Below are 19,427 nucleotides of genomic sequence, written 5' to 3'. Positions count from 1 at the left end.
GTCACACATCAGCTTGTCAACTTGCGACGGATCGCCTCAGAGCGCACCGCGTCGGGTCGGCCGGACGGCCTGCGGGGAATCCGGACCTCCATCACAAATGAAAAAAATTTTTGCCTTTGTACTCGCGGTATGTACCTGTGCCGCCTATGCCCAAGCTGCAGTGCCATCCGTCGCGCTGTATTACGGGGCCTCGCCGCCTTGGGAGCTCCTGCGATCGTTTGACACGGTCGTGGTGGATCCCGGCCACGTGCCGTCCCCCCGCACAGTGGCGTCCGGCCCCCGAGAATTGGCGGCTTATGTGTCCGTCGGCGAAGTACAACCTTCCCGCCCCTATGCCGGAGCCATTCCAACGGGCTGGCTCAATGGTGAAAACAAAGACTGGGGCAGTCGCTTGATTGACCAGTCCCAAGCAATGTGGCCAGCATTTTTTTCCGACCGCGTCATCAAGCCGCTGTGGGTGGCCGGCTACCGGAGCTTCTTTTTTGACACATTGGACTCCTACCACCTCTTTGCCAAAACGCCGAAAGCCCGTGCCGCCCAAGAGGCAGGTTTGGTGGAGCTCGTGCGCGAAGTCAAGCGGCAGTACCCCGAGGCGCGGCTGATTTTCAATCGTGGTTTTGAAATTCTGGGGAAAACCCACCAGCACGTCAGCATGGTCGCTGCGGAATCCGTGTTTCAAGGGTACGACGCAGGAAAAAGTAACTTCAGAATCGTGCCGGAAGCTGATCGTCAATGGCTCCTCGGCCAGCTCGATATCGTCAAAGACACCTACAAACTACCGGTACTTGCAATCGACTATGTTCCGGCCCATGAACGGGCCCTGGCACGCAGCACCGCCGACAAAATCAAAGCGCTGGGCTACATCCCGTGGGTAACGACGCCGGATCTGATGAGCGTCGGCGTGGGGAATGTGGAAGCCATGCCCCGCAAGGTTCTTGTGGTTCATAGCACGCCTACCAACGAAGCTGCATTGCGCTACCTTGATCCAGTGCGGATGTTGTCACTCCCCCTGAACTACCTGGGGTACGTGCCTGAGTTCGTGGACGCCAGCCGGCTTCCGGCCTACCCGCTCAAAGGCAGGTATGCAGGCATTGCCATCTGGCAAAACACCGCTGGCACTCCCGGCCAGGCGCAAAACCTTTCGAACTGGCTCCAGAAACAGGTCCGAGACTCCGTGCCGGTCGCCTGGCTCAACATGCCCGCCTCACTTTTGGATAACGGCTTGCGCAGCAGCCTCGGCATCTCGATCACCCCGACATCCGGTGCGATCGCGCCTATCACCGTGACCCAGCAAAGTGGAATCATGGGGTTTGAGCGAAGCCCTACGCCAGCGCTGGACAGCTTCGTCGGGCTTGCCGTCAAAGACGCGCAGCCGCTCTTGACCCTTGCCCAAGGCGCGCAGACGCAAATGGCCGCAGCGATCACCCCGTGGGGCGGCTATGTGAGCCCCCCATTTGTTACCTCGGTGTTGCCGGGAGACCTCGGAAGCCGCTGGGTCGTCAATCCTTTTGATTTCCTGAGTCAGGCGCTTCAACTGCCGGACATGCCCGTCCCGGACACCACCACCGAGACCGGCAAACGCATGCTCATGGTGCATATGGATGGCGACGGTTTCATCAGCCGTTCAGAGACACCCGGCTTTCCTATCGCCGGCGAGGTAGTGCGGGACCGTATCGTGCGCCAGTACCCGATACCTATGACCATCTCGGTGATCGAGGCGGAAGTGGCTCCAGATGGTTTGTACCCGGGCCTGTCCGGGCTGGCAGAGAAGGTCGCCCGGGATATTTTTGCAGAACCCCATGTGGCCATCGCGTCGCACAGTTACTCCCACCCCTTCTTTTGGTACAAGGCGAGCAGCGCAGAGGGTGTGGACAGTTACAACCTGCGAATTCCCGGCTACCGCTTTAATGTGAAACGGGAAATAGACGGCTCCATTGCTTACATTGAACGACGCCTCGCGCCCCTCGGTAAAAAAGTGGAAGTATTTTTATGGACGGGGGACTGCATACCTACCAGCGAGGCGCTACGCGCCGTGGCGGCGGCGGGCCTCGTCAATATGAACGGAGGAGATACGGTAGCGACCCGGTCCAACCCCAGCGTCACCTACATGGAAGGCCTGGGACTGCAGCGCGACGGGGGATTTCAAGTCTTTGCCCCCAACCAGAATGAAAATGTTTACACCAATAACTGGCAAGGCCCGTACTACGAGTTCGAACGGGTCATAGAGACTTTTGAGCTCACAGGGTCACCCCGTCGGCTCAAGCCCATCAACATTTACTTCCACACCTATCTCGCCACCAAGCGCGCCGGCATTCAGACTTTAGAAAAGATTTTTCGATACGCGATGGGCCAGCCGGTGACCCCTGTCCATATTGCGGACTATGCCCGCAAGGTCGCAGATTTTCAAAATCTATCTATTGCCCGCACCGCAGACGGTTGGCAGATTCGTGGCGCCAAGTCGCTGCGCAGCTTCCGGCTGCCTGCCTCAGTGCCCACCCCAAACTTAGAGGCCAGTCGAGGCATTGCAGGGCACACCACCGGTACGGGAGAACGGTTCGTCCACTTGTCTGCAGACACAGTGAGCTGGGTGAGCAACGCCGATGGACAGGATCAACGCCCATTATTGGTGTCTGCCAATGCGAGGGTGACGACTTCTGACATCAGCGCCAAGAGCGCACGCTGGGGTTTGAGTGGTCATGCCCCACTGCGAATCACCCTGCAAAACGTCCAACACTGCGAGGTTCGAAGCGGAGGTAGAAAACTCACTCCCCAACGGCAAGACGGTGCCCTTTCACATTTTGAACTGACTGAACATGCTGCCCCTTCGCTCGAAGCGTTATGCCGGAATTGATGGCGAGATACCCCGCCTGAAGCTCGCAACAGGCTGGCAATTGCTGTTGATCGGATTCATGGTCCTCACCTTGCTGGTGGTGGTGTTTCCACGCAAAGAATTGGTCGCCAAACTTTACGAGCAAGAAGCTCTCGATGAACTCACCTTGTCCTACATTCAGAACCTGTACAAAGCGAGCGCGGGAAACCTCGATGTCGCGCTGCTTCTCGCACGGGTTCAACAAGAAAAACTAGACCTCCCGACCTTGCTGTTGATGCTGCTTCCGACCGCCGCCGACGGGGACCTGCGCCAGCGAACCGCAGCACGGACAATTTTGCTGAAGGCGTATAGCTCGCATTTGCAAAAAAAATGGAGCAACGCTCAACTTGCAAGCCTCCGTGAAGGCTTGTCGGCATTCATCAACCCGGCACTGGACGACACAATGTCGGAGCCCATGGCACAACAGTTTGCTGACCTGGCATTCCGGCTGGACCGGCCAGATCTCGGCTTGAAATTTATCGAGAAAATTCAAATCGACAACGTTGCCCAAGCCCTGAAAACGTATGCAGCCAACGCGTTGGCAACTGGCAACTACGAGCAGGCTGCCCGGTACTACTTTCTAGCGCAAGACAAAACCCAGACCTTGGCTGAGCAACGCGTGTTGTTTGCGGCAGGTGTGGACACTTTAATGGCTGGCGGGTTCTACAACAGTGCCATGACATCTGCCCGCACCCACATCGGGTCACTGGCCCACGATCGCACGACCTTGCGCTACCTCGCGCGTATCGCATTGGCAGCCGGCAACCCCGCTGAAGCCAATGCCTATGCCAAATCCCTGATGTACCAGACCGACGGAGTTCAACCGTGAACCGATATCAGGCCTGGGTGTTGATATGGGCCCCCCTGTGTGGCGCCGCCACGGGGCAAGAGGCGCGAGAGTCGCCCATCCCGGGGCAGGACTATCAGTCTTTGCAGATAGCCAGCAGTACGCAACTCAAAGACCTCCAGCCCCTGTACGAACAGTACCGTCAACTGCCCTTTTTGCGGGTTGAGAAACGTGGTGTCCAGTTCACGCTGCGTGCGGGTTTCTGGAATAACACCGAGGAGGCCCGCAAAGCCCTCTCGGGCGGTGGAATTCCCGGCGCACGGCTGCGCGTCGCAGTGCTGCGGCCGGAGGCATTGATCCGCAACAACTGGACCGTGGGCGCATCGGCTGCACCCACGCTGGCGACAGGAGACACAAGCAACTCGCCACCCCCGGCACCCACCCCTCGCGTGCCTGTGCCGGCCGCCATGGCGCAAGCGCCTGTGCAAACTCCCGAGCGCCCGACCCGACGGGCGGATCAGCCGGCCTCGATGCCCCCGCTGCGCAATATGAATCCGGACGACATGGCTCTGGCCTACAGCGTCTTCCTGAGTACAGGCGACCTGACCCCGGCCCTGCAAATTGCACAAGCTGCTGTCACGCGCTCGCCCTCGAACCGCGAGTGGCGAATTCGTCTTGCACGAGTCGCCGAATGGACCCAGCAGCCGCAGATCGCAGCGCAACAGTGGGCCTTTCTGTTCCGGCAAGGGGCGCGGGATACCGATACCTTGTCCCAAGTCACCCGGCTGGCGTGGCAGATGGCGGACCTCCAGGTTCCCATCGATGCATGGGCTGTGGTGGCCAAGCGGCGCACACTCAGCGGACCAGAAGCACTTGAAGTGTTGAAACTTTATGAGGAGTCGGCACAACCTGCTGAGGGTTCGCAGTTCTTCGAAGAACAATATCGTCAGCATAGTGACCTGAAACTGCTCGAATTCGCTGCGCGACTGGCGGGAAATCAAGGCAACGACGCGCGCGCGCTGCAGCTTCAATTGCAGGTTTTAGATAACCCCAACAACACGTTTTCGCTGGCGGCGGCGCTGGATGTGGTCATGCTGTATGTGCGCAGCAATCGACTACCGGAGGCACTTGCATTTATGCAGCGCAATCAGGCCCGCGTGCCGCAGGAAGCATCCGAGTTCTGGCGATTGATGGGCGAAGTCGCCTGGGATTTGCAACAGGTCGATATCGCCCGCACAGCCTATGGCAGCTACGTCAAAAGTACTTCGGCTACCGGGGACGACTGGTCGCGGCTGGTGTCCTTGATCGATCCTGCCGAACCCGAACAGGCGGCCCTCATGGCCATGGAGGGCTATCGGCGCTTTGCTTTATTTCCTCTGCTGGTGCAGGCGCTGGAGCGGTATGCCGGCATGGGCAATTGGCGCCGCATGGGTGAAGCGATGGCCATGCTCCAAGGCCCTGCACTCACTGCAGCAGAGAAGTCCAGCCAATTTCTTCTCTTGCGGGCTCGCTATGCACAGGGCATGCGCCAGACCGAGAATGCGTGGACTGATTTGCGCCGCGCCATGGCGATAGACCCGCTGTCCAAGGCCATAGGGTTGAGTAGCTTGTGGTTTTTGATAGAGCAACGGAGAACCGCAGAATTAAGCCACGTCCTGTCGCACTACCAGAAAAGCTCAAACGATGCTGATTACTGGCCCGCCTTTGCGGCTGCCCACCTGACGCTGAGCCAGCAGCGTGAGGCTTTGCACTGGTACCAACGCAGTCTGTCCAAAGCGCCCCAGGACGCTTTTCTGTTGTTGAACTATGCCGACTCGCTGGAGCGCAACCAACAAGCCGGTATGGCGGCACGGGTTCGTCGCCATGCCTGGCTTACCCTCCGTGAAAAATTCCCGAGCGAGAACGCTGCCAAAGTCGGAGAGAACCAGAGCGCGGAGTGGCGGACGATGCTACGGCTTGCCTTGCTCAACCGGCCGGGGGACCCCGCACTCAAGCAGGTCCGCCAATGGGTAGGAATGCTCAAGACCCTACCCGCCGATGCCAGCGACACTGAGGCTGCGGAGCTCGTGTTGGCGTGGGCTATCAGCAGTGAGCAGTTCACCAATGCGCGCACTTGGATGGCCAGGCGCTTCCAACAGCAGGCGCCGGTGTGGGGTCGGGCACAGGTAGCGTTGCAAACCGGCGATATCGCCGAGATGGACACCTTGCTGCAGTCTCGGGACAACACCCTGCCGATTTACAACCGATACGACATGGAGCGGGCAAGACATTTGCACGCTCAGGCAATCAGCACCGCTTTCGACGGCATGGTTCGCAGCCCGAATGACGAAGCTTTGTACGACCGCTTTCGCCAGCATGCCAGCGGCCAAGCGGCCTTTGTTGACACCACCATCAACAGCGAAAGCAGCGCTTTGCTCCACCAGAGCCGCCTTGGCCTTGCACTCCAGTGGCCCCTGCAGACGGGCTACCGGGCAACCGCTGAATGGAGCCGGGCACGGCAAAGCGCTGGCGACGAGACACTACAAACCCTGGTGAATGACGCTGACCAAGACCAATTGACACGGTTGGGAATTCAGTGGTCTAGTCCATGGCAGTCCGGGAGTTTTGCCCTCACGCAACGCCGCGAGCTCGCGCTGCAGAGCGGCCTGCAACTCGGACAGACACTGCAGCTCAGTCACGGATGGCAATGGGCCAACAACCTGAACATCGGTGCTTCCAGTGCAGTGAGTCCCGCCATGCAAGTCGTGGGCGTGGAAGACAGCCTCAGCTCCAGCTTGCGTGTCCCGCTGGACAAGCGCTTCAGCGTTCAGGCCACTCCAGCGGTCAAACGGTTTTACGATTCGTTCGGCGAGTCACTCGGGCACGGACAGTCACTAGACCTGGAAATGGCCTACCGCCTGCGAATGGACTACCCTGACTGGCGCTTGCGGGCCACGGTGCAGCGCCAAATCTTCGAACCCTCAAGCGCGCTTCCTGCGGCGGCAATGCTGCGCTACCCCGCGGCCTTTCAGCAAGCTGTCGCGAGTGGCTCCGTACTCGCGAGCAACTACTTCCTACCGGAAAGCAGCACCAGCTGGGGTCTGTGCATGGGCATGGGCGAGAACCTGGGCGGGCAAAGCTTACAGAACGGATTTAGTCGCGGCTGGAGGCCCTTCGGGGAAATGTGCGTGCGCAACGACTCCCAGGCGGGCGACGGCTACACCTCGCAATTCGGCGTGGCCGGCTCTTTGCTCGGTAGCGACCTGATGCGCATAGAGCTTCAACACAGTAGCGGTTTGGCCAACAGCAGCAGCCCCAGCAAAACCTTAACCGTGCGATACCGGAATTACTTTTAACCAAGAGCAACATTATGAGATTTCACTTACTCCTGTCTACCGCTGCGCTGGCCTTGGCCGGTTGCGCAAGCACCATTGAATCCAACACCGGTCGGGGCAGCCTGGATGCCAATGCCTCCTGGGCAGTGCTTCCGCTGACCAACAACACCGATACACCCCAGGCAGCGCTGAGCGCTGAATCCTTGCTGGAGCACCTGTTGCGCAAGCGTGGCGTGAGCGGGCTCAAAATGTATCCCGCCACCCTGTCGCGAGACAGCTTGTTTGAGCCCTCGGAGCGCAAACTCTCTGAAGAAGCTACCGTGTGGGCCCGGGGCTCAGGCGTCCGCTACGCGGTGAGCGGGAGCGTTGAAGAGTGGCGCTACAAGGTGGGCTTAGACGGTGAGCCCGCAGTCGGCATCACCCTCAAAATTACCGATCTGGTCACCGAACAGGTGGTCTGGAGCAGCGCTGCCGCCAGCAGCGGCTGGAGCCGGCAAGCCCTGTCCGGTGTGGCGCAGGCCGTCATGCGCGATGCGCTGACCAGCCTGCCTTTGCCCGCAGCAGTACCTGCCAAGTAAGTTGTCTATGGGAGCGCCTTCTTCGACCGGCTGGTTCAGAAAACTCGTGAGTGCCCATCGGCTGGCGCCCGATCCTGTGATGGCTCGGGACCAGTGGCTCGAAGTTATTCTTATCCCCCTGATCGGCATTGCCGTGGGGTGGTGGATCAGTGCGGAAGATCCCATGCTTTCTCAAAGCCACTTCCCCTGGCTATGGTTTGCACCGGTACTGATCGCACTGCGCTACGGCGTTTCCCCCGGTTTGCTCAGCAGTATTCCGCTGATCATCAATTGGCTGGTGGCCAGCGCCTTAGGGCGTGTTGAAGACGCCTTTGCCTTCCGGTTTTTCTTCGGGGCCGGCGTCCTGGTCATGGTCTGCGGAGAGTTCAGTGATGTGTGGCGGGACCGCAATGCCCGCATGGAAGAAACCTACCTGTACGTGACCGAGCGGCTGTCACGACTCACCAAGCGGCATTTGCTGCTGAACCTGTCCCACGATCGCCTTGAACAGGAAATGCTGATCCGGCCGGGCTCACTGCGCGATGCGCTTGCCCGCCTGCGCAGCATGGCCATGCAACCTGCCCCGCACGATGAGCCCATGCCGGCCGCCAACAGCTTGTTGCAGTTGCTGTCGCAATATGTCAACTTGGAATCCGCCACACTGTATGCCGTGAGGGACCCGGACACGGCGCCTCAATTGGGCCCGGCTCTGGCCGTAATTGGAGACCCGTTGCCCCTCCTGCCCGGCAATGTGTTGTTTGAGAAGGCGCTGGAAACGCGCGCTCTGGTGCACATCGCCGGCGAAGACATTAGTACCTCTGACCCCGACAGCCCTTTGATAGTGGCCCCGCTGGTAGCCGGCAACGACACCATATTGGGAGTGCTGGTGGTGACCCGCATCCCGTTTTTCTCGCTGACTGTTGAGAACCTGCAAATGATGTCGGTGATCCTGGCCTATTACGCAGACAACGTCCGGATCGGCCCGGATACCCACAAAGTCCAACAGGCGCTGACGGGCATGCCGGCCCAGTTTGCAGAGGAGTTGGTCCGCATGAATCGGCTTCATCACTCGGTGGGCCTGTCAAGTCATGTAGTGATCATGACCTTTGAGGGAGCGCTCGGCCCCGAAATCACAGCCGAGTTTGTACGTGTCAAGCGGGGGCTGGATTTGTACTGGCAAACGCAGATTCGCGGGCTGCCCGCGGTGGTCGTGCTGATGCCGTTTGCCTCGGACTCGGCCATGGAGGGTTTTATCCAACGGATTGATGACTGGTTACAACAGCGGTTTCATGGAAACATCCAAAGTCTTCAAGTCCGCCTGCACACCATCGACTTCGCCCTCGAAGACCCGGTCCAGGCCTTGACCACCCAACTCGCACCGTGAGCGCGCCTGTATGTTCACGCTGAAGTGGGCCTGGGCGGCCATCGCCATTGAAGTGGGCGTGTTCCTGAGTCCGCTCCTGCATGAGTCAACCCTGCCAGCGTTGCTGGCCATGCTGGCGCTGCACGCACTGGCCAGCGCCATCGTGGCATCCGGCAGTTATGTGCTGCTGCCCCACAAGTACCTGCGGCCCCGCGTCGCCGTGTGGTTGCTCTTGTTTCTTTTTGCGTTTGTCGCGCCGTTGATTGGCGCAGTCGGGATGCTGCTCATCATCTGGACGACGTTCCGGAAAGAGTCGCTGGGCGATGCCCCGCCCGAGCCTGTGACAGTACCGCTCCCCGAATTTGACATGCAAGCCAAAGACGTCAACCGCAGCGGTCAAGGCTCAATCCGCTCGCGCCTGAATGCCCATGTGCCCAGCGCCATCCGGCTTCAATCGCTGATGACGCTGCAGTCGATTCCCACCCGCGTCGCCAACCCCATCCTGGATGAGCTGCTGAGTGACCAATCCGACGACGTGCGTCTGGTGGCCTTCGGCATGCTCGATGCCGAGGAAAAAAAGATCAACGCAGACATCCAGCGCGAACGGCGCCAATTGGATCAGGCAGAAAGCGATGCGCAGCGACACACGTGCTTGCGGCACTTGGCGGAGCTGCACTGGGAGCTCATTTACGCCTCGCTCGCCCAAGGTGAGCTGAAAAAACACATCCTGCACCAGACGCTGCAGTACGTCGACGCCACACTCGCCCTGGAGCCTGAGCCGGATGCCGCCATGCTGTTTCTCAAAGGCCGCATCTTGCTGGCCATCGGCGACTATGCACCCGCTCAGATCGCGATTGAACACGCGATAGCCCTGGGCCATCCACTGGTGTCCGCCGTGCCCTATGTGGCCGAACTCGCCTACCAACGGCGCGACTTCACCCAAGTCAAACAATCCCTGCTCCGCCTGGAGAAACTCAACGTCGCCTCCCGTACCCGGGCCGTTGTAGACATTTGGACCGGACGAGACAACTTCCCCCATCGCAGTGACCGCAACTACCTCCCCCACATCTGAGCCCGTGCTGCCAAAGGCAGATCAGGTCGACGTCATGCTTCTCCTGGAGGGCACTTTCCCGTTTGTGTCCGGGGGGGTCTCCAGCTGGGTGCAGCAAATCATTCTGGGTTTCCCCGACATCCGCTTCGGCGCTATTTTTCTGGGTAGCCGCAAACAGGACTACGGGCCCATGCGCTACGCATTGCCCCCCAATCTGGTCCATCTGGAAACTGCCTACCTCTACGAAGAAGAGGCTCCCCCGCCGATCGTACGTGCCAAAGCCCCCGCCAAAAGCATGGAGCTGGTGGAGCGCATGCACCATATGTTTGAGAACGATCTGCGCCACCCCGAGTGCCCGCACCTTTTCGCCAGCATGATGAACGAAGCGGGCCCCGGCGGCATGCTCAGCCATGACATGTTCCTCTACAGCGAGGAGTCGTGGAACTACATCAAAAAAACCTACCGCAGCCGCAGCACCGACCCCTCATTTGTCGACTACTTCTGGACCGTGCGCACCATCCACCGGCCTTTCTGGGGGCTGCGCGAGGTCGCGGTTCGTGCGCCTAAAGCGCGTATCTACCACGCCGTCTCCACCGGGTATGCCGGCATTCTGGGTGTCCTGCTGAAGCACCGGAACCAGCGCCCCTTTATGCTGAGTGAGCACGGCATCTACGTCAAAGAGCGCAAGATCGACCTCTACCAAGCGCAGTGGATCAAAGACAACCGCAGTGTGTTTGAGCACGACCCCTCACGGGTCAGTTATTTCCGGCAGTTGTGGATCCGGTTTTTCGAGCACCTCGGCTACGTTACGTACCAGGCGGCGAACGATATCGTGGCGCTCTACGAGGCCAACCGGCAACGGCAGTTGCTCGACGGCGCACCCCAAGAGCGTACCTCCAACATTGCCAACGGAATCGACGTTGTAAAGTTCGGTGCCCTGCGCCGCGACTGGCCGGAGGGTCCGCCACAAGTTTTGTGCCTGATTGGCCGTGTGGTGCCGATCAAAGACATCAAGACCTATATCCGGGCGGCACGCATCATTGCCAACCGCATGCCCGGGGTGGAAGCCTGGATTGCCGGCCCCGAGGACGAGTCGCCCGAATACGCGCAAGAGTGCCGCGATCTGGTGGCCCAACTCGGACTCGAAAACACCGTCAAGTTTCTGGGTTTCCAAAAGCTCACCGAGTTGCTTCCCCAAGTCGGTCTGGTGGTCCTCACCTCTATCAGCGAGGCGCTTCCTCTGGTCATTTTGGAGGGCTATGCCGCAGGCGTGCCCACCGTGAGCACCGATGTGGGCTCTTGCCGCCAACTCGTTTACGGCTTGCCGGGCGACGACGAGGCTTTGGGAGCCTCCGGGCGGGTAGTGCGGATTGCCGACCCCCAGGCCATGGCGGAAGCCACGCTGGAGTTGCTGGGTGATCCCGCCGAATGGCAACGCGCCCGCGAGTCAGGCATCCGGCGGGTTGAAAAATACTACGCCCAGCACATCATGTTCGACCGGTACCGGTCCCTTTACGACAAGAACTTCGCATGGCAGGCATAGGTTTCGAACTCCGCAAGCTCTTGAAAAAGCAAACCTATGCAGGTTTGCTACAGGCCTATGCTTTCGCCGGGATCATCAGCTCCGGGCCTTGGGTGTTGTCCATTGTGGGCATCATGCTGATCGGCCTTTTGAGTGCGGGGGTGGCGTCGCCCCGGGTCAGTGTGTCGCAGTTTCAGGTGACCGTGACCTACCTGTTCCTGATCTCACTGATCAGCACCGGCCTGGTTCAACTGTCGTTCACACGCTTTGTAGCCGACCGCACCTTTGCCAAAGACGAGGCCGCCATACTCCCCAATTTCAACGGGCTGATCCTAGTCGTCATGGGGGTCAGCATGCTGGTGGCCTTGCCCTGTGTTGCGCTCTTTTTCCCCGAGCAATCGGTGCTCTACCGCTTGCTGTTTGTCATGGGCCTGGGGGTCATGTCGGCCATCTGGATTGCGACCGTTTTCCTCACCGGGCTGAAGCATTACCGCGCCATTGTGGGCATGTTTTTTCTGGGCTACAGCGCGACCTTGGGGCTCGCCTTGCTGCTGCGCGGACCTCTGGGTCTGGAGGGGCTGTTGCTCGGCTTTGTTCTCGGGCACTACCTGCTCCTGATGGGCATGGTCTACCTGGTGTACCGGCACTACCAATCAGACCGCTTTGTGGCCTTTGACATCTGGAAGCGCGGCGCCATGTACACCAGCCTGATGGCCACCGGATTCCTGTTCAACCTCGGTGCGTGGATTGACAAGCTGATGTTCTGGTATTTCCCCGGTACCGGGCAGCAGGTGATCGGGCCGCTGCACGCCTCCGTGATTTACGACTTCCCGATCTTTTTGTCCTACCTGTCGGTTATCCCGGGGATGGCTATTTTTCTGGTGCGTATTGAGACCGACTTCGTGGAGTACTACGTCAAGTTTTACAACGCTGTTCGCGAAGGTGCGACCCTGGACTACATCGAGCGCATGCGCAACCACATGGTCTACCACGTGCGCCGGGGCTTGTTTGATATTGCCAAAATTCAGGGCATTGCCGTGCTCTCTACCTTTGCGGCCGGCGGCGTGGTGTTGCCGGCGCTGGGCATTTCAACGCTCTATTTGCCGCTGCTGTACGTTGACGTGGTGGGCGCTGCCCTGCAGGTCGTGCTACTGGGGATTTTGAACATTCTCTTTTACCTCGACCAACGCCGCGCGGTGGTCTTGCTGACGGCCATGCTGCCCCTGTGCAACGCAGTGTTTACCGGCATCACCCTACACCTGGGTGCCGCATGGTTTGGCTATGGTTTCGCTCTGGCGATGCTGGTCACCGTGCTGACCGGCATCTGGATACTGAGCCGCAAGCTGGAGAGCTTGGAGTATGAAACCTTCATGCTCCAGTAAGCCCCACCCGGGGCCCGGAAGGCACGCGCCTCAGGCCTTGCGGTAGCCGTCGGGATTGCGGCTCTGCCAACGCCAAGAGTCTTCGCACATGGATTGGAGGTTTTGCGCAGCCTCCCACTCCAGCGTGGCCTTGGCCATTGCCGCATCCGCATAGCACTGCGCCACATCGCCCGGGCGGCGGGCCACTACGTCGTAGGGCACCGGTTGGCCACTGGCCTGCTCAAAAGCGCGCACCACATCGAGAACACTGTAGCCCTGGCCGGTGCCTACATTGACAGTAAACGAATCGCCTCCGGCGAGTAGTTTGCGCACAGCGGCCACATGGGCCTGGGCCAAGTCTTGCACGTGGATGTAGTCGCGCACGCCGGTGCCGTCCGGTGTGGCGTAGTCGCCGCCGAAGACCTGCAAGCGGGCGCGTTTGCCCACTGCGACCTGGGTCACAAAAGGCATCAGGTTGTTCGGAATACCGGAGGGGTCTTCACCGATCAGCCCGCTGGGGTGGGCGCCCACCGGATTGAAGTAGCGCAGTACACCTGCGCGCAGCGCGGGCTGTGCGGCACACTGCGCCGCGATCATGTCCTCACAGACCAGCTTGGTGTGGCCATAGGGGTTGGTATGGCTGCGCGGAAAGGACTCGGTGATGGGCACCGAGGCCGGGTCGCCATAGACCGTAGCGCTGCTGGAAAACACCAGTTTGTGGCAACCCGTCTTGGCCATGGCCTGCAGCAGCGCAATGGTGCTGCCCAGGTTGTTTTCGAAATACTTGAGCGGCTGGGCCACGCTCTCGCCCACTGCTTTGAAGCCCGCAAAGTGAATCACGGCTTGCACCTGGTGCTCGGTCAACAGGGCCTCCAAGGTCGCGGCATCGCGGGCATTACCCCGGTGGCAGAGTACTTCGCGCCCGGTGATCTGCTGCAGACGCTGCAAGACCTCGGGGTCGCTGTTAGAAAAGTCATCCAGAATCAGCGGGCGGTATCCGGCCTCCACCAAGGCTACGTAGGTGTGGCTGCCGATGTACCCGGCGCCGCCGGTCAACAAAATAGTGGTCGGTGTTGTCATTTTTAGGGGCTCCCTCGTCGCGCGAGTGTGGTGAACCCCTGAACTTTACCTGCCTTTGATGACCCGACCGCCCAACTCGGCGGCGCCTACAGCACCAACATAGCCCGGAAGTCGTTCACATTGGTGTGGGTAGGGCCGGTGGTGAACAGGTCGCCCAGCGGCTCGAAGAAGCCCACGGCGTCGTTGCGGTCCAGGCAGTCGGCCAGTGCCACGCCAGCAGCAGCGGCGCGCGCCAGGGTGTCCGGGGTGACCATGGCTCCCGCGTTGTCTTCCACGCCGTCAATGCCATCGGTGTCAGCCGCCAATGCCCACACGCCGGCTTGGCCCTGCAGGCCCTGGGCCAGCCCCATGCAAAACTCCCCGGCCCGCCCGCCCCGGCCACGGGGAGCACCTTCGCGGCGCGGGCGGATGGTGACGGTGGTTTCCCCGCCACTCAAAATCACACATGGCTTGGCAAACGGCTGCTGACTGGATGCGGAGCGGTGCGCCGCCGTGCGGGCCAAGGCTGCATGCACTTTGCCGACTTCGCGGGACTCGCCTTCGAGCTCATCGCTGAGGATGTAGGCATGGAGCCCCATGGCGCGGGCCGCGTCGGCCGCCGCCTCCAGCGACTGTTGGGGGGTGGCAATCAGGTGCACGGTGTTGTTGGCAAACACGGCATCACCGGGCTTGGGCGTTTCCAGTACGCCCGATTCCAGCGCTTTCAGGACAAAATCGGCCTCTAGCCCCGATGAATATTGCGCGAGTCGCTTCAAAATCGATAGCGCATCGGCACAGGTAGTGGGGTCAGGCACCGTGGGGCCACTGGCGATCACGCTGGGGTCGTCGCCGGGCACATCGCTGATCAGCAGCGTCACCACTCGGGCGGGGTAGCAGGCCGCTGCCAGGCGCCCGCCTTTGATGGCGGAGAGGTGCTTGCGCACGCAGTTCATCTCTTGAATACTGGCGCCGCTCTCCAACAGCAGTTTGTTGATACGCTGCTTGAGCTCCAGGCTGATGCCGGCCTGCACACCATCCACCTCCCACTGCGCAGGCAGCGTCAGCAAGGAAGAGCCGCCACCGGAGATCAGGCAAATGACCAGGTCGTCTTCGGTGAGCCCTTCGGTCAACGCCAGAATGCGCTGCGCGGCGGCGAGGCCGGCGGCGTCCGGCACAGGGTGGGCAGCCTCCACCACCTCGATGCGGGCGGGCGCTGCGTCTGCGGGCAGCGGTGGCGTGTGGCCATAGCGGGTGACCACCAGCCCCGACATCGGCAGGTTTTGGGGCCACAGCGCATCCAGCGCGTGCGCCATGGCGCCACCTGCTTTGCCTGCACCCAGCACCAGCGTGCGCCCCTTGGGCGGCTCGGGCAGGTACGCGCCCAGCGTGTGCGCAGGCAGTGCTTGGCGCACTGCAGCCCAGTACAACTGGCTTAGCAGCTCGCGGGGGGCGAGTTCAGAGAAGTGCGCTGGAGAGGGGGCAGGCGCTGAAGAGTGAGTTTCAGTACTTGGCATGGTCATCGCTTGGTGCAAAAGTCGTTGGGGCAAGAACAATTGGGGCAGAATTCAGGGGCGTTTTACGCAACAGCACAGCCCGGGATGCGCGGCGACGTGGTGCTCGCCTCTGGTGGCCAATACGGCCGGCCAGTGGGATTCGGCCTCGACAGGAGCCACCTCTCAAGGTGGGACACTTGTTTGACGGAGAAACATTTTCATGGGCACTTTGCTGATTCACAACGCGCGCGCTATTGCGACATTTGATAAGGCGACATTCGATGCGGCCACGTTCGTCCCCGCTGACCCGGCGCCATCCACCGAGCTGCGGGACGCTTCCATTTACATCGAGGGTAACCGCATCGCCTTTATCGGCGCTTCGGCCGATCTGCCGCCGCAGGCGCTGCAGGCCGACGAGGTGATTGACGCCTGCCACCACCTGGTCACCCCCGGCTTGGTGAACACCCACCACCACATGTACCAGAGCCTGACGCGGGCCATACCCGGCGTGCAAAACGCAGAGCTGTTCGGCTGGCTGCGCGGGCTGTACCCCATCTGGGCCGGCCTGACCCCTGAGATGGTGCAGGTGAGCACGCAGATTGCCATGGCCGAGCTGCTGATGAGCGGCTGCACCACCAGCAGCGACCACCTCTACATCTACCCCAACGGCGTGCGGCTGGACGACAGCATTGGCGCGGCGGCCGAGATCGGCATGCGCTTTGTCGCCACGCGCGGCAGCATGAGTGTGGGGCAGAGCCAAGGCGGGCTGCCACCTGACCGGGTGGTGGAAAACGAAGACTTCATCCTCAAAGAGAGCCAGCGGCTGATCGAGCAGCACCACGATGCGAGCTGGGGCTCCATGCTGAATGTGGCGCTGGCCCCCTGCTCCCCGTTTAGCGTGAGCCGCGACCTGATGCGCGAGGCTGCGCTGCTGGCGCGAAGCTTCAAAGGCCAAGGCGTGCGGCTGCACACCCACCTGGCCGAGAACGACCACGACCTGGCCTACAGCCGCGAAAAATTCGGCTGCACACCCACCCAATACGCCCAAGACCTGGGCTGGCTGGGCGACGACGTGTGGCATGCCCACTGTGTGAAGCTGGACGATGAGGGCATCAGCCTGTTTGCCGCCAGCCGCACTGGCGTGGCCCACTGCCCGTGCAGCAATATGCGCTTGGCCAGCGGCATTGCGCCCGTGCGCAAGATGCTCAACGCCGGCGTGCCGGTGGGCTTGGGCGTAGACGGTAGCGCCAGCAACGACGCCGCGCACATGCTCAACGAAGCCCGCCAGGCCCTGCTCTTGGCCCGTGTGGGCCGCGCGATGCAGCCGCCTGAAGAACGTGTGCTGCCCAACGGCGAGCGCCGCACCTTCTTTGGCTGCGACCTCGGCCCCGCCGAAATGACCGTGCGCGACGCCCTGGGCGTGGCCACGCGCGGCGGCGCGCAGGTGCTGGGCCGCCAAGACATTGGCTACCTGGCGGTGGGTATGTGTGCCGACCTGGTGCTGTGGGACTTGGACACGCTGGGCTTTGCCGGCGGCGCGGTGCACGACCCGCTGGGCAGCCTGCTGCTGTGCGCCAGCCCGCAGGCTGACACCACGATCGTCAACGGCAAGGTGGTGGTGCGCGATGGGCATTTGGAAACGGTGGCCTTGGGCCCGCTGATGGAAAGGCACAACCGGCTGGCGCTGCAGCTGGCTGCGGCTGCCATCCACTGACCCCAGCCGCGCAGCAACCCACGTGAATGACGCGATTTTGCTACTGAAATAGGAGCTACTCGCGCATATTCCACGAGGGCCAGAGGCCGATTTGGCTTCAAACTCCACAGCAGGAGCCGGTAAAGGCCTAGCGAACCAGGCAGGGGCTCTTGGGGTTAAACGTCCAGCCCGGAATCAGGTACTGCATGGCCATGGCGTCATTCCGTGCGCCCAGGCCGTGCTGCAAGTACAGCTGGTGGGCCTTCTCCACTTCCACCATGTCCAGCTCCACACCCAGGCCGGGCGTGGTGGGCACGGCGATCTGGCCGCCCACGATTTGCAGCGGGTCTTTGGTGAGGCGCTGGCCGTCTTGCCAGATCCAGTGGGTATCAATGGCCGTGACCTTGCCGGGCGCTGCCGCCGCCACATGGGTGAACATGGCCAGCGACACATCAAAGTGGTTGTTGGAATGCGAACCCCAGGTCAGGCCCCAGGTCTCACACACCTGCGCCACACGCACGGAGCCCTGCATGGTCCAGAAGTGCGGGTCGGCCAGCGGAATGTCTACCGACTGCAGGGCCAACGAATGCGCCAGCTCGCGCCAGTCGGTCGCAATCATGTTGGTGGCCGTGGGCAGGCCGGTGGCGCGGCGGAACTCGGCGACCACTTCGCGGCCGGAAAACACGCCTTCGGCACCGCAGGGGTCTTCGGCATAGGCCATCACGCCATGTAAGTCGCGGGTGAGGCGAATGGCGTCTTTGAGGAGCCAGCCGCCGTTCGGGTCCAGGGTGATGCGGGCTTCGGGGAAGCGTGCATGCAGCGCACGTATGGCTTCCACCTCTTCTTCACCACGCAGCACGCCGCCTTTGAGTTTGAAGTCCTGAAAACCATAACGCGCAAAAGCGGCCTCGGCCAGGCGCACCACACCGTCAGCGTCCATGGCTTTTTCATGGCGAAGGCGTTTCCAGTCATCGGCCTGGTCGGGCTCGCTGGCGTACGGCAGGTCAGTCGCATTGCGGTCGCCCACATAAAACAGGTAGCCCAGCACCGCCACGCTGCTGCGCTGCTGGCCGTCGCCCAACAAGGCGGCTACGGGCACACCCAGAAATTTGCCCAACAAGTCGAGCAAAGCACTTTCCACTGCGGTGACGGCGTGAATGGCAATGCGCAAGTCAAAGGTTTGCAGGCCACGGCCGCCGCTGTCGCGCCCCGCAAAAGCTTCGCGCATGCGGTTCAGGATGGCGTTGTAGTTACCTACTGATTGCCCCACAACGAGGGCGGCGGCGTCTTCCAGCGTCTGGCGGATTTTCTCGCCGCCGGGCACTTCGCCCACGCCGGTGTTGCCGCTGCTGTCCGTCAGGATAACGATGTTGCGCGTGAAAAACGGTGCATGGGCGCCGCTCAGGTTCATCAACATGCCGTCATGCCCGGCCACGGGGATGACGCGCAAGGCGGTAACGGTGGGTGCGCCGCGAGTGGCGCTGGATTCAGATGCAGTCATGGTCAGTCTCCTCAGCGGGGCGCTCTGATGAATGGGTAGGCGGCGCCCCTACATATAGGACATCATACAACTAAACCGGTTCAGTTTGTGACTTTCTGAGCCGGTCTTTGCTATTGGCCAGGTGGGTGCGCATGGCCGCACGGGCGGCATCGGCATCCTGATTGCGGATGGCGTTGAAGATGTATTCGTGCTCACCATGCACCCGGCGCAGATAAGCCAGACGCCCTTCCGGCGCGCTGCTGGCTGTGTTGATGCGGGTGCGCGGAATGATCATGGTGCCCAGGTAGGTCATCAAGTTGGCAAAGTGGCGGTTGCCTGTGGCTTTGGCGACTTCCAAGTGAAAGCTGAAGTCGGAGGGCACCGCGTCCGAGTCTTCTTCAATGGACTTCTGGAACGCATCGAGCATGGCCTGCATGGCCGCCAAGTTGGCCTCCGTGCGGCGTTGGGCGGCCAAGCCTGCGGCCTCAGTCTCCAACGAAATCCGCAGCTCCAGCAGGGCAATCACGTCGGCCACCGTCGCAAAGTCGAAATCGGCAATCTGGAAATTGCCGCTGCTTTGCGGGGCCAGAGCGAAGGTGCCCACACCGTGCCGTGTTTCTACCAAGCGGTTGGCTTGCAGGCGCGAAATCGCCTCGCGAATCACCGTGCGGCTGACATCAAACCGCCCCATGATTTCTGTTTCGGTGGGCAGCTTTTCGCCCGGCTTGATAGCGCCTTCGCGAATGCTCGCTGTCAGGCTTTCGACGACCTCATTCACCAGACCTTTGGCCCGGCGGGGGCGCACCGCTTCCGTGGCGTCTGATGCCATGCCGGACGCTGCCGGCGCTCTAGGGGTTTGCACTAGTTCCATAGAAAAG

The 19,427-nt window shown here is 61.2% G+C and carries 13 protein-coding genes; 9 read left to right on the top strand and 4 right to left on the bottom strand.

Annotated elements, in window-relative coordinates; genetic code table 11:
* Window positions 1-97: 97 nt before the first annotated feature.
* Genes QZW03_RS13820 through pelG form a run of 8 tightly spaced genes read left to right on the top strand, consistent with a single transcriptional unit; the run spans window position 98 to window position 12,845 of the window.
* Window positions 98-2,851 carry an endo alpha-1,4 polygalactosaminidase gene (locus QZW03_RS13820; RefSeq protein WP_296510590.1) on the top strand — a complete coding sequence of 918 codons (2,754 nt, stop codon included), beginning with the start codon at window positions 98-100 and terminating at the stop codon, window positions 2,849-2,851.
* Entirely contained in the window at window positions 2,814-3,698 is an 885-nt protein-coding gene (locus QZW03_RS13815; protein WP_296510589.1) for a hypothetical protein, read from the top strand. The genes QZW03_RS13820 and QZW03_RS13815 overlap by 38 nt, the downstream gene beginning before the upstream one ends.
* A complete protein-coding gene (locus QZW03_RS13810; RefSeq protein ID WP_296510588.1) occupies window positions 3,695-6,991 on the top strand; it encodes a tetratricopeptide repeat protein in 3,297 nt (1,098 codons plus the stop codon). The genes QZW03_RS13815 and QZW03_RS13810 overlap by 4 nt, the downstream gene beginning before the upstream one ends.
* 14 nt (window positions 6,992-7,005) lie before the next feature.
* Window positions 7,006-7,548 (top strand): penicillin-binding protein activator LpoB, encoded by a 543-nt coding sequence (locus tag QZW03_RS13805; RefSeq protein ID WP_296510587.1) that lies wholly within the window; start codon window positions 7,006-7,008, stop codon window positions 7,546-7,548.
* A gap of 7 nt (window positions 7,549-7,555) precedes the next feature.
* Window positions 7,556-8,911 carry a PelD GGDEF domain-containing protein gene (locus QZW03_RS13800; RefSeq protein WP_296510586.1) on the top strand — a complete coding sequence of 452 codons (1,356 nt, stop codon included), beginning with the start codon at window positions 7,556-7,558 and terminating at the stop codon, window positions 8,909-8,911.
* Window positions 8,912-8,921: 10 nt separating this feature from the next.
* Window positions 8,922-9,962, top strand: a complete 1,041-nt coding sequence (locus tag QZW03_RS13795; RefSeq protein WP_296510585.1) for a hypothetical protein — start codon at window positions 8,922-8,924, stop codon at window positions 9,960-9,962.
* Entirely contained in the window at window positions 9,934-11,484 is a 1,551-nt protein-coding gene (pelF, locus tag QZW03_RS13790) for a GT4 family glycosyltransferase PelF (RefSeq protein ID WP_366481728.1), read from the top strand. The genes QZW03_RS13795 and pelF overlap by 29 nt, the downstream gene beginning before the upstream one ends.
* Complete coding sequence (gene pelG, locus QZW03_RS13785; RefSeq protein ID WP_296510584.1) at window positions 11,472-12,845, top strand: exopolysaccharide Pel transporter PelG; 1,374 nt, start codon at window positions 11,472-11,474, stop codon at window positions 12,843-12,845. Before pelF ends, pelG begins: the two co-directional genes overlap by 13 nt.
* A gap of 30 nt (window positions 12,846-12,875) precedes the next feature.
* Here pelG and galE read toward each other — a convergent pair whose 3' ends face one another.
* A complete protein-coding gene (gene galE / locus QZW03_RS13780; RefSeq protein WP_296510583.1) occupies window positions 12,876-13,904 on the bottom strand; it encodes a UDP-glucose 4-epimerase GalE in 1,029 nt (342 codons plus the stop codon).
* 86 nt (window positions 13,905-13,990) lie between these two features.
* Window positions 13,991-15,403, bottom strand: coding sequence for a glycerate kinase (locus QZW03_RS13775; protein ID WP_296510582.1), 1,413 nt, complete (start codon window positions 15,401-15,403; stop codon window positions 13,991-13,993).
* Between the two features lie 193 nt (window positions 15,404-15,596).
* On the opposite strand from QZW03_RS13775, the gene QZW03_RS13770 reads away from it, so the two are divergent.
* On the top strand, window positions 15,597-17,090 hold the full coding sequence (locus tag QZW03_RS13770; protein ID WP_296510581.1) for an 8-oxoguanine deaminase: 1,494 nt from the start codon (window positions 15,597-15,599) through the stop codon (window positions 17,088-17,090).
* 127 nt (window positions 17,091-17,217) lie between these two features.
* Here QZW03_RS13770 and gudD read toward each other — a convergent pair whose 3' ends face one another.
* Entirely contained in the window at window positions 17,218-18,570 is a 1,353-nt protein-coding gene (gene gudD, locus QZW03_RS13765; protein ID WP_296510580.1) for a glucarate dehydratase, read from the bottom strand.
* Between the two features lie 70 nt (window positions 18,571-18,640).
* Window positions 18,641-19,420, bottom strand: coding sequence for a FadR/GntR family transcriptional regulator (locus QZW03_RS13760; RefSeq protein ID WP_296510579.1), 780 nt, complete (start codon window positions 19,418-19,420; stop codon window positions 18,641-18,643).
* Between the last annotated feature and the right edge of the window lie 7 nt (window positions 19,421-19,427).

The sequence above is a fragment of the Rhodoferax sp. genome (assembly GCF_013297935.1).
In the GTDB taxonomy this organism is placed as follows: Bacteria; Pseudomonadota; Gammaproteobacteria; order Burkholderiales; family Burkholderiaceae_C; genus Allorhodoferax.
The sequence above is the reverse complement of the archived record's forward strand: the minus strand, read 5'-3'. Positions and strand labels throughout refer to the sequence as shown.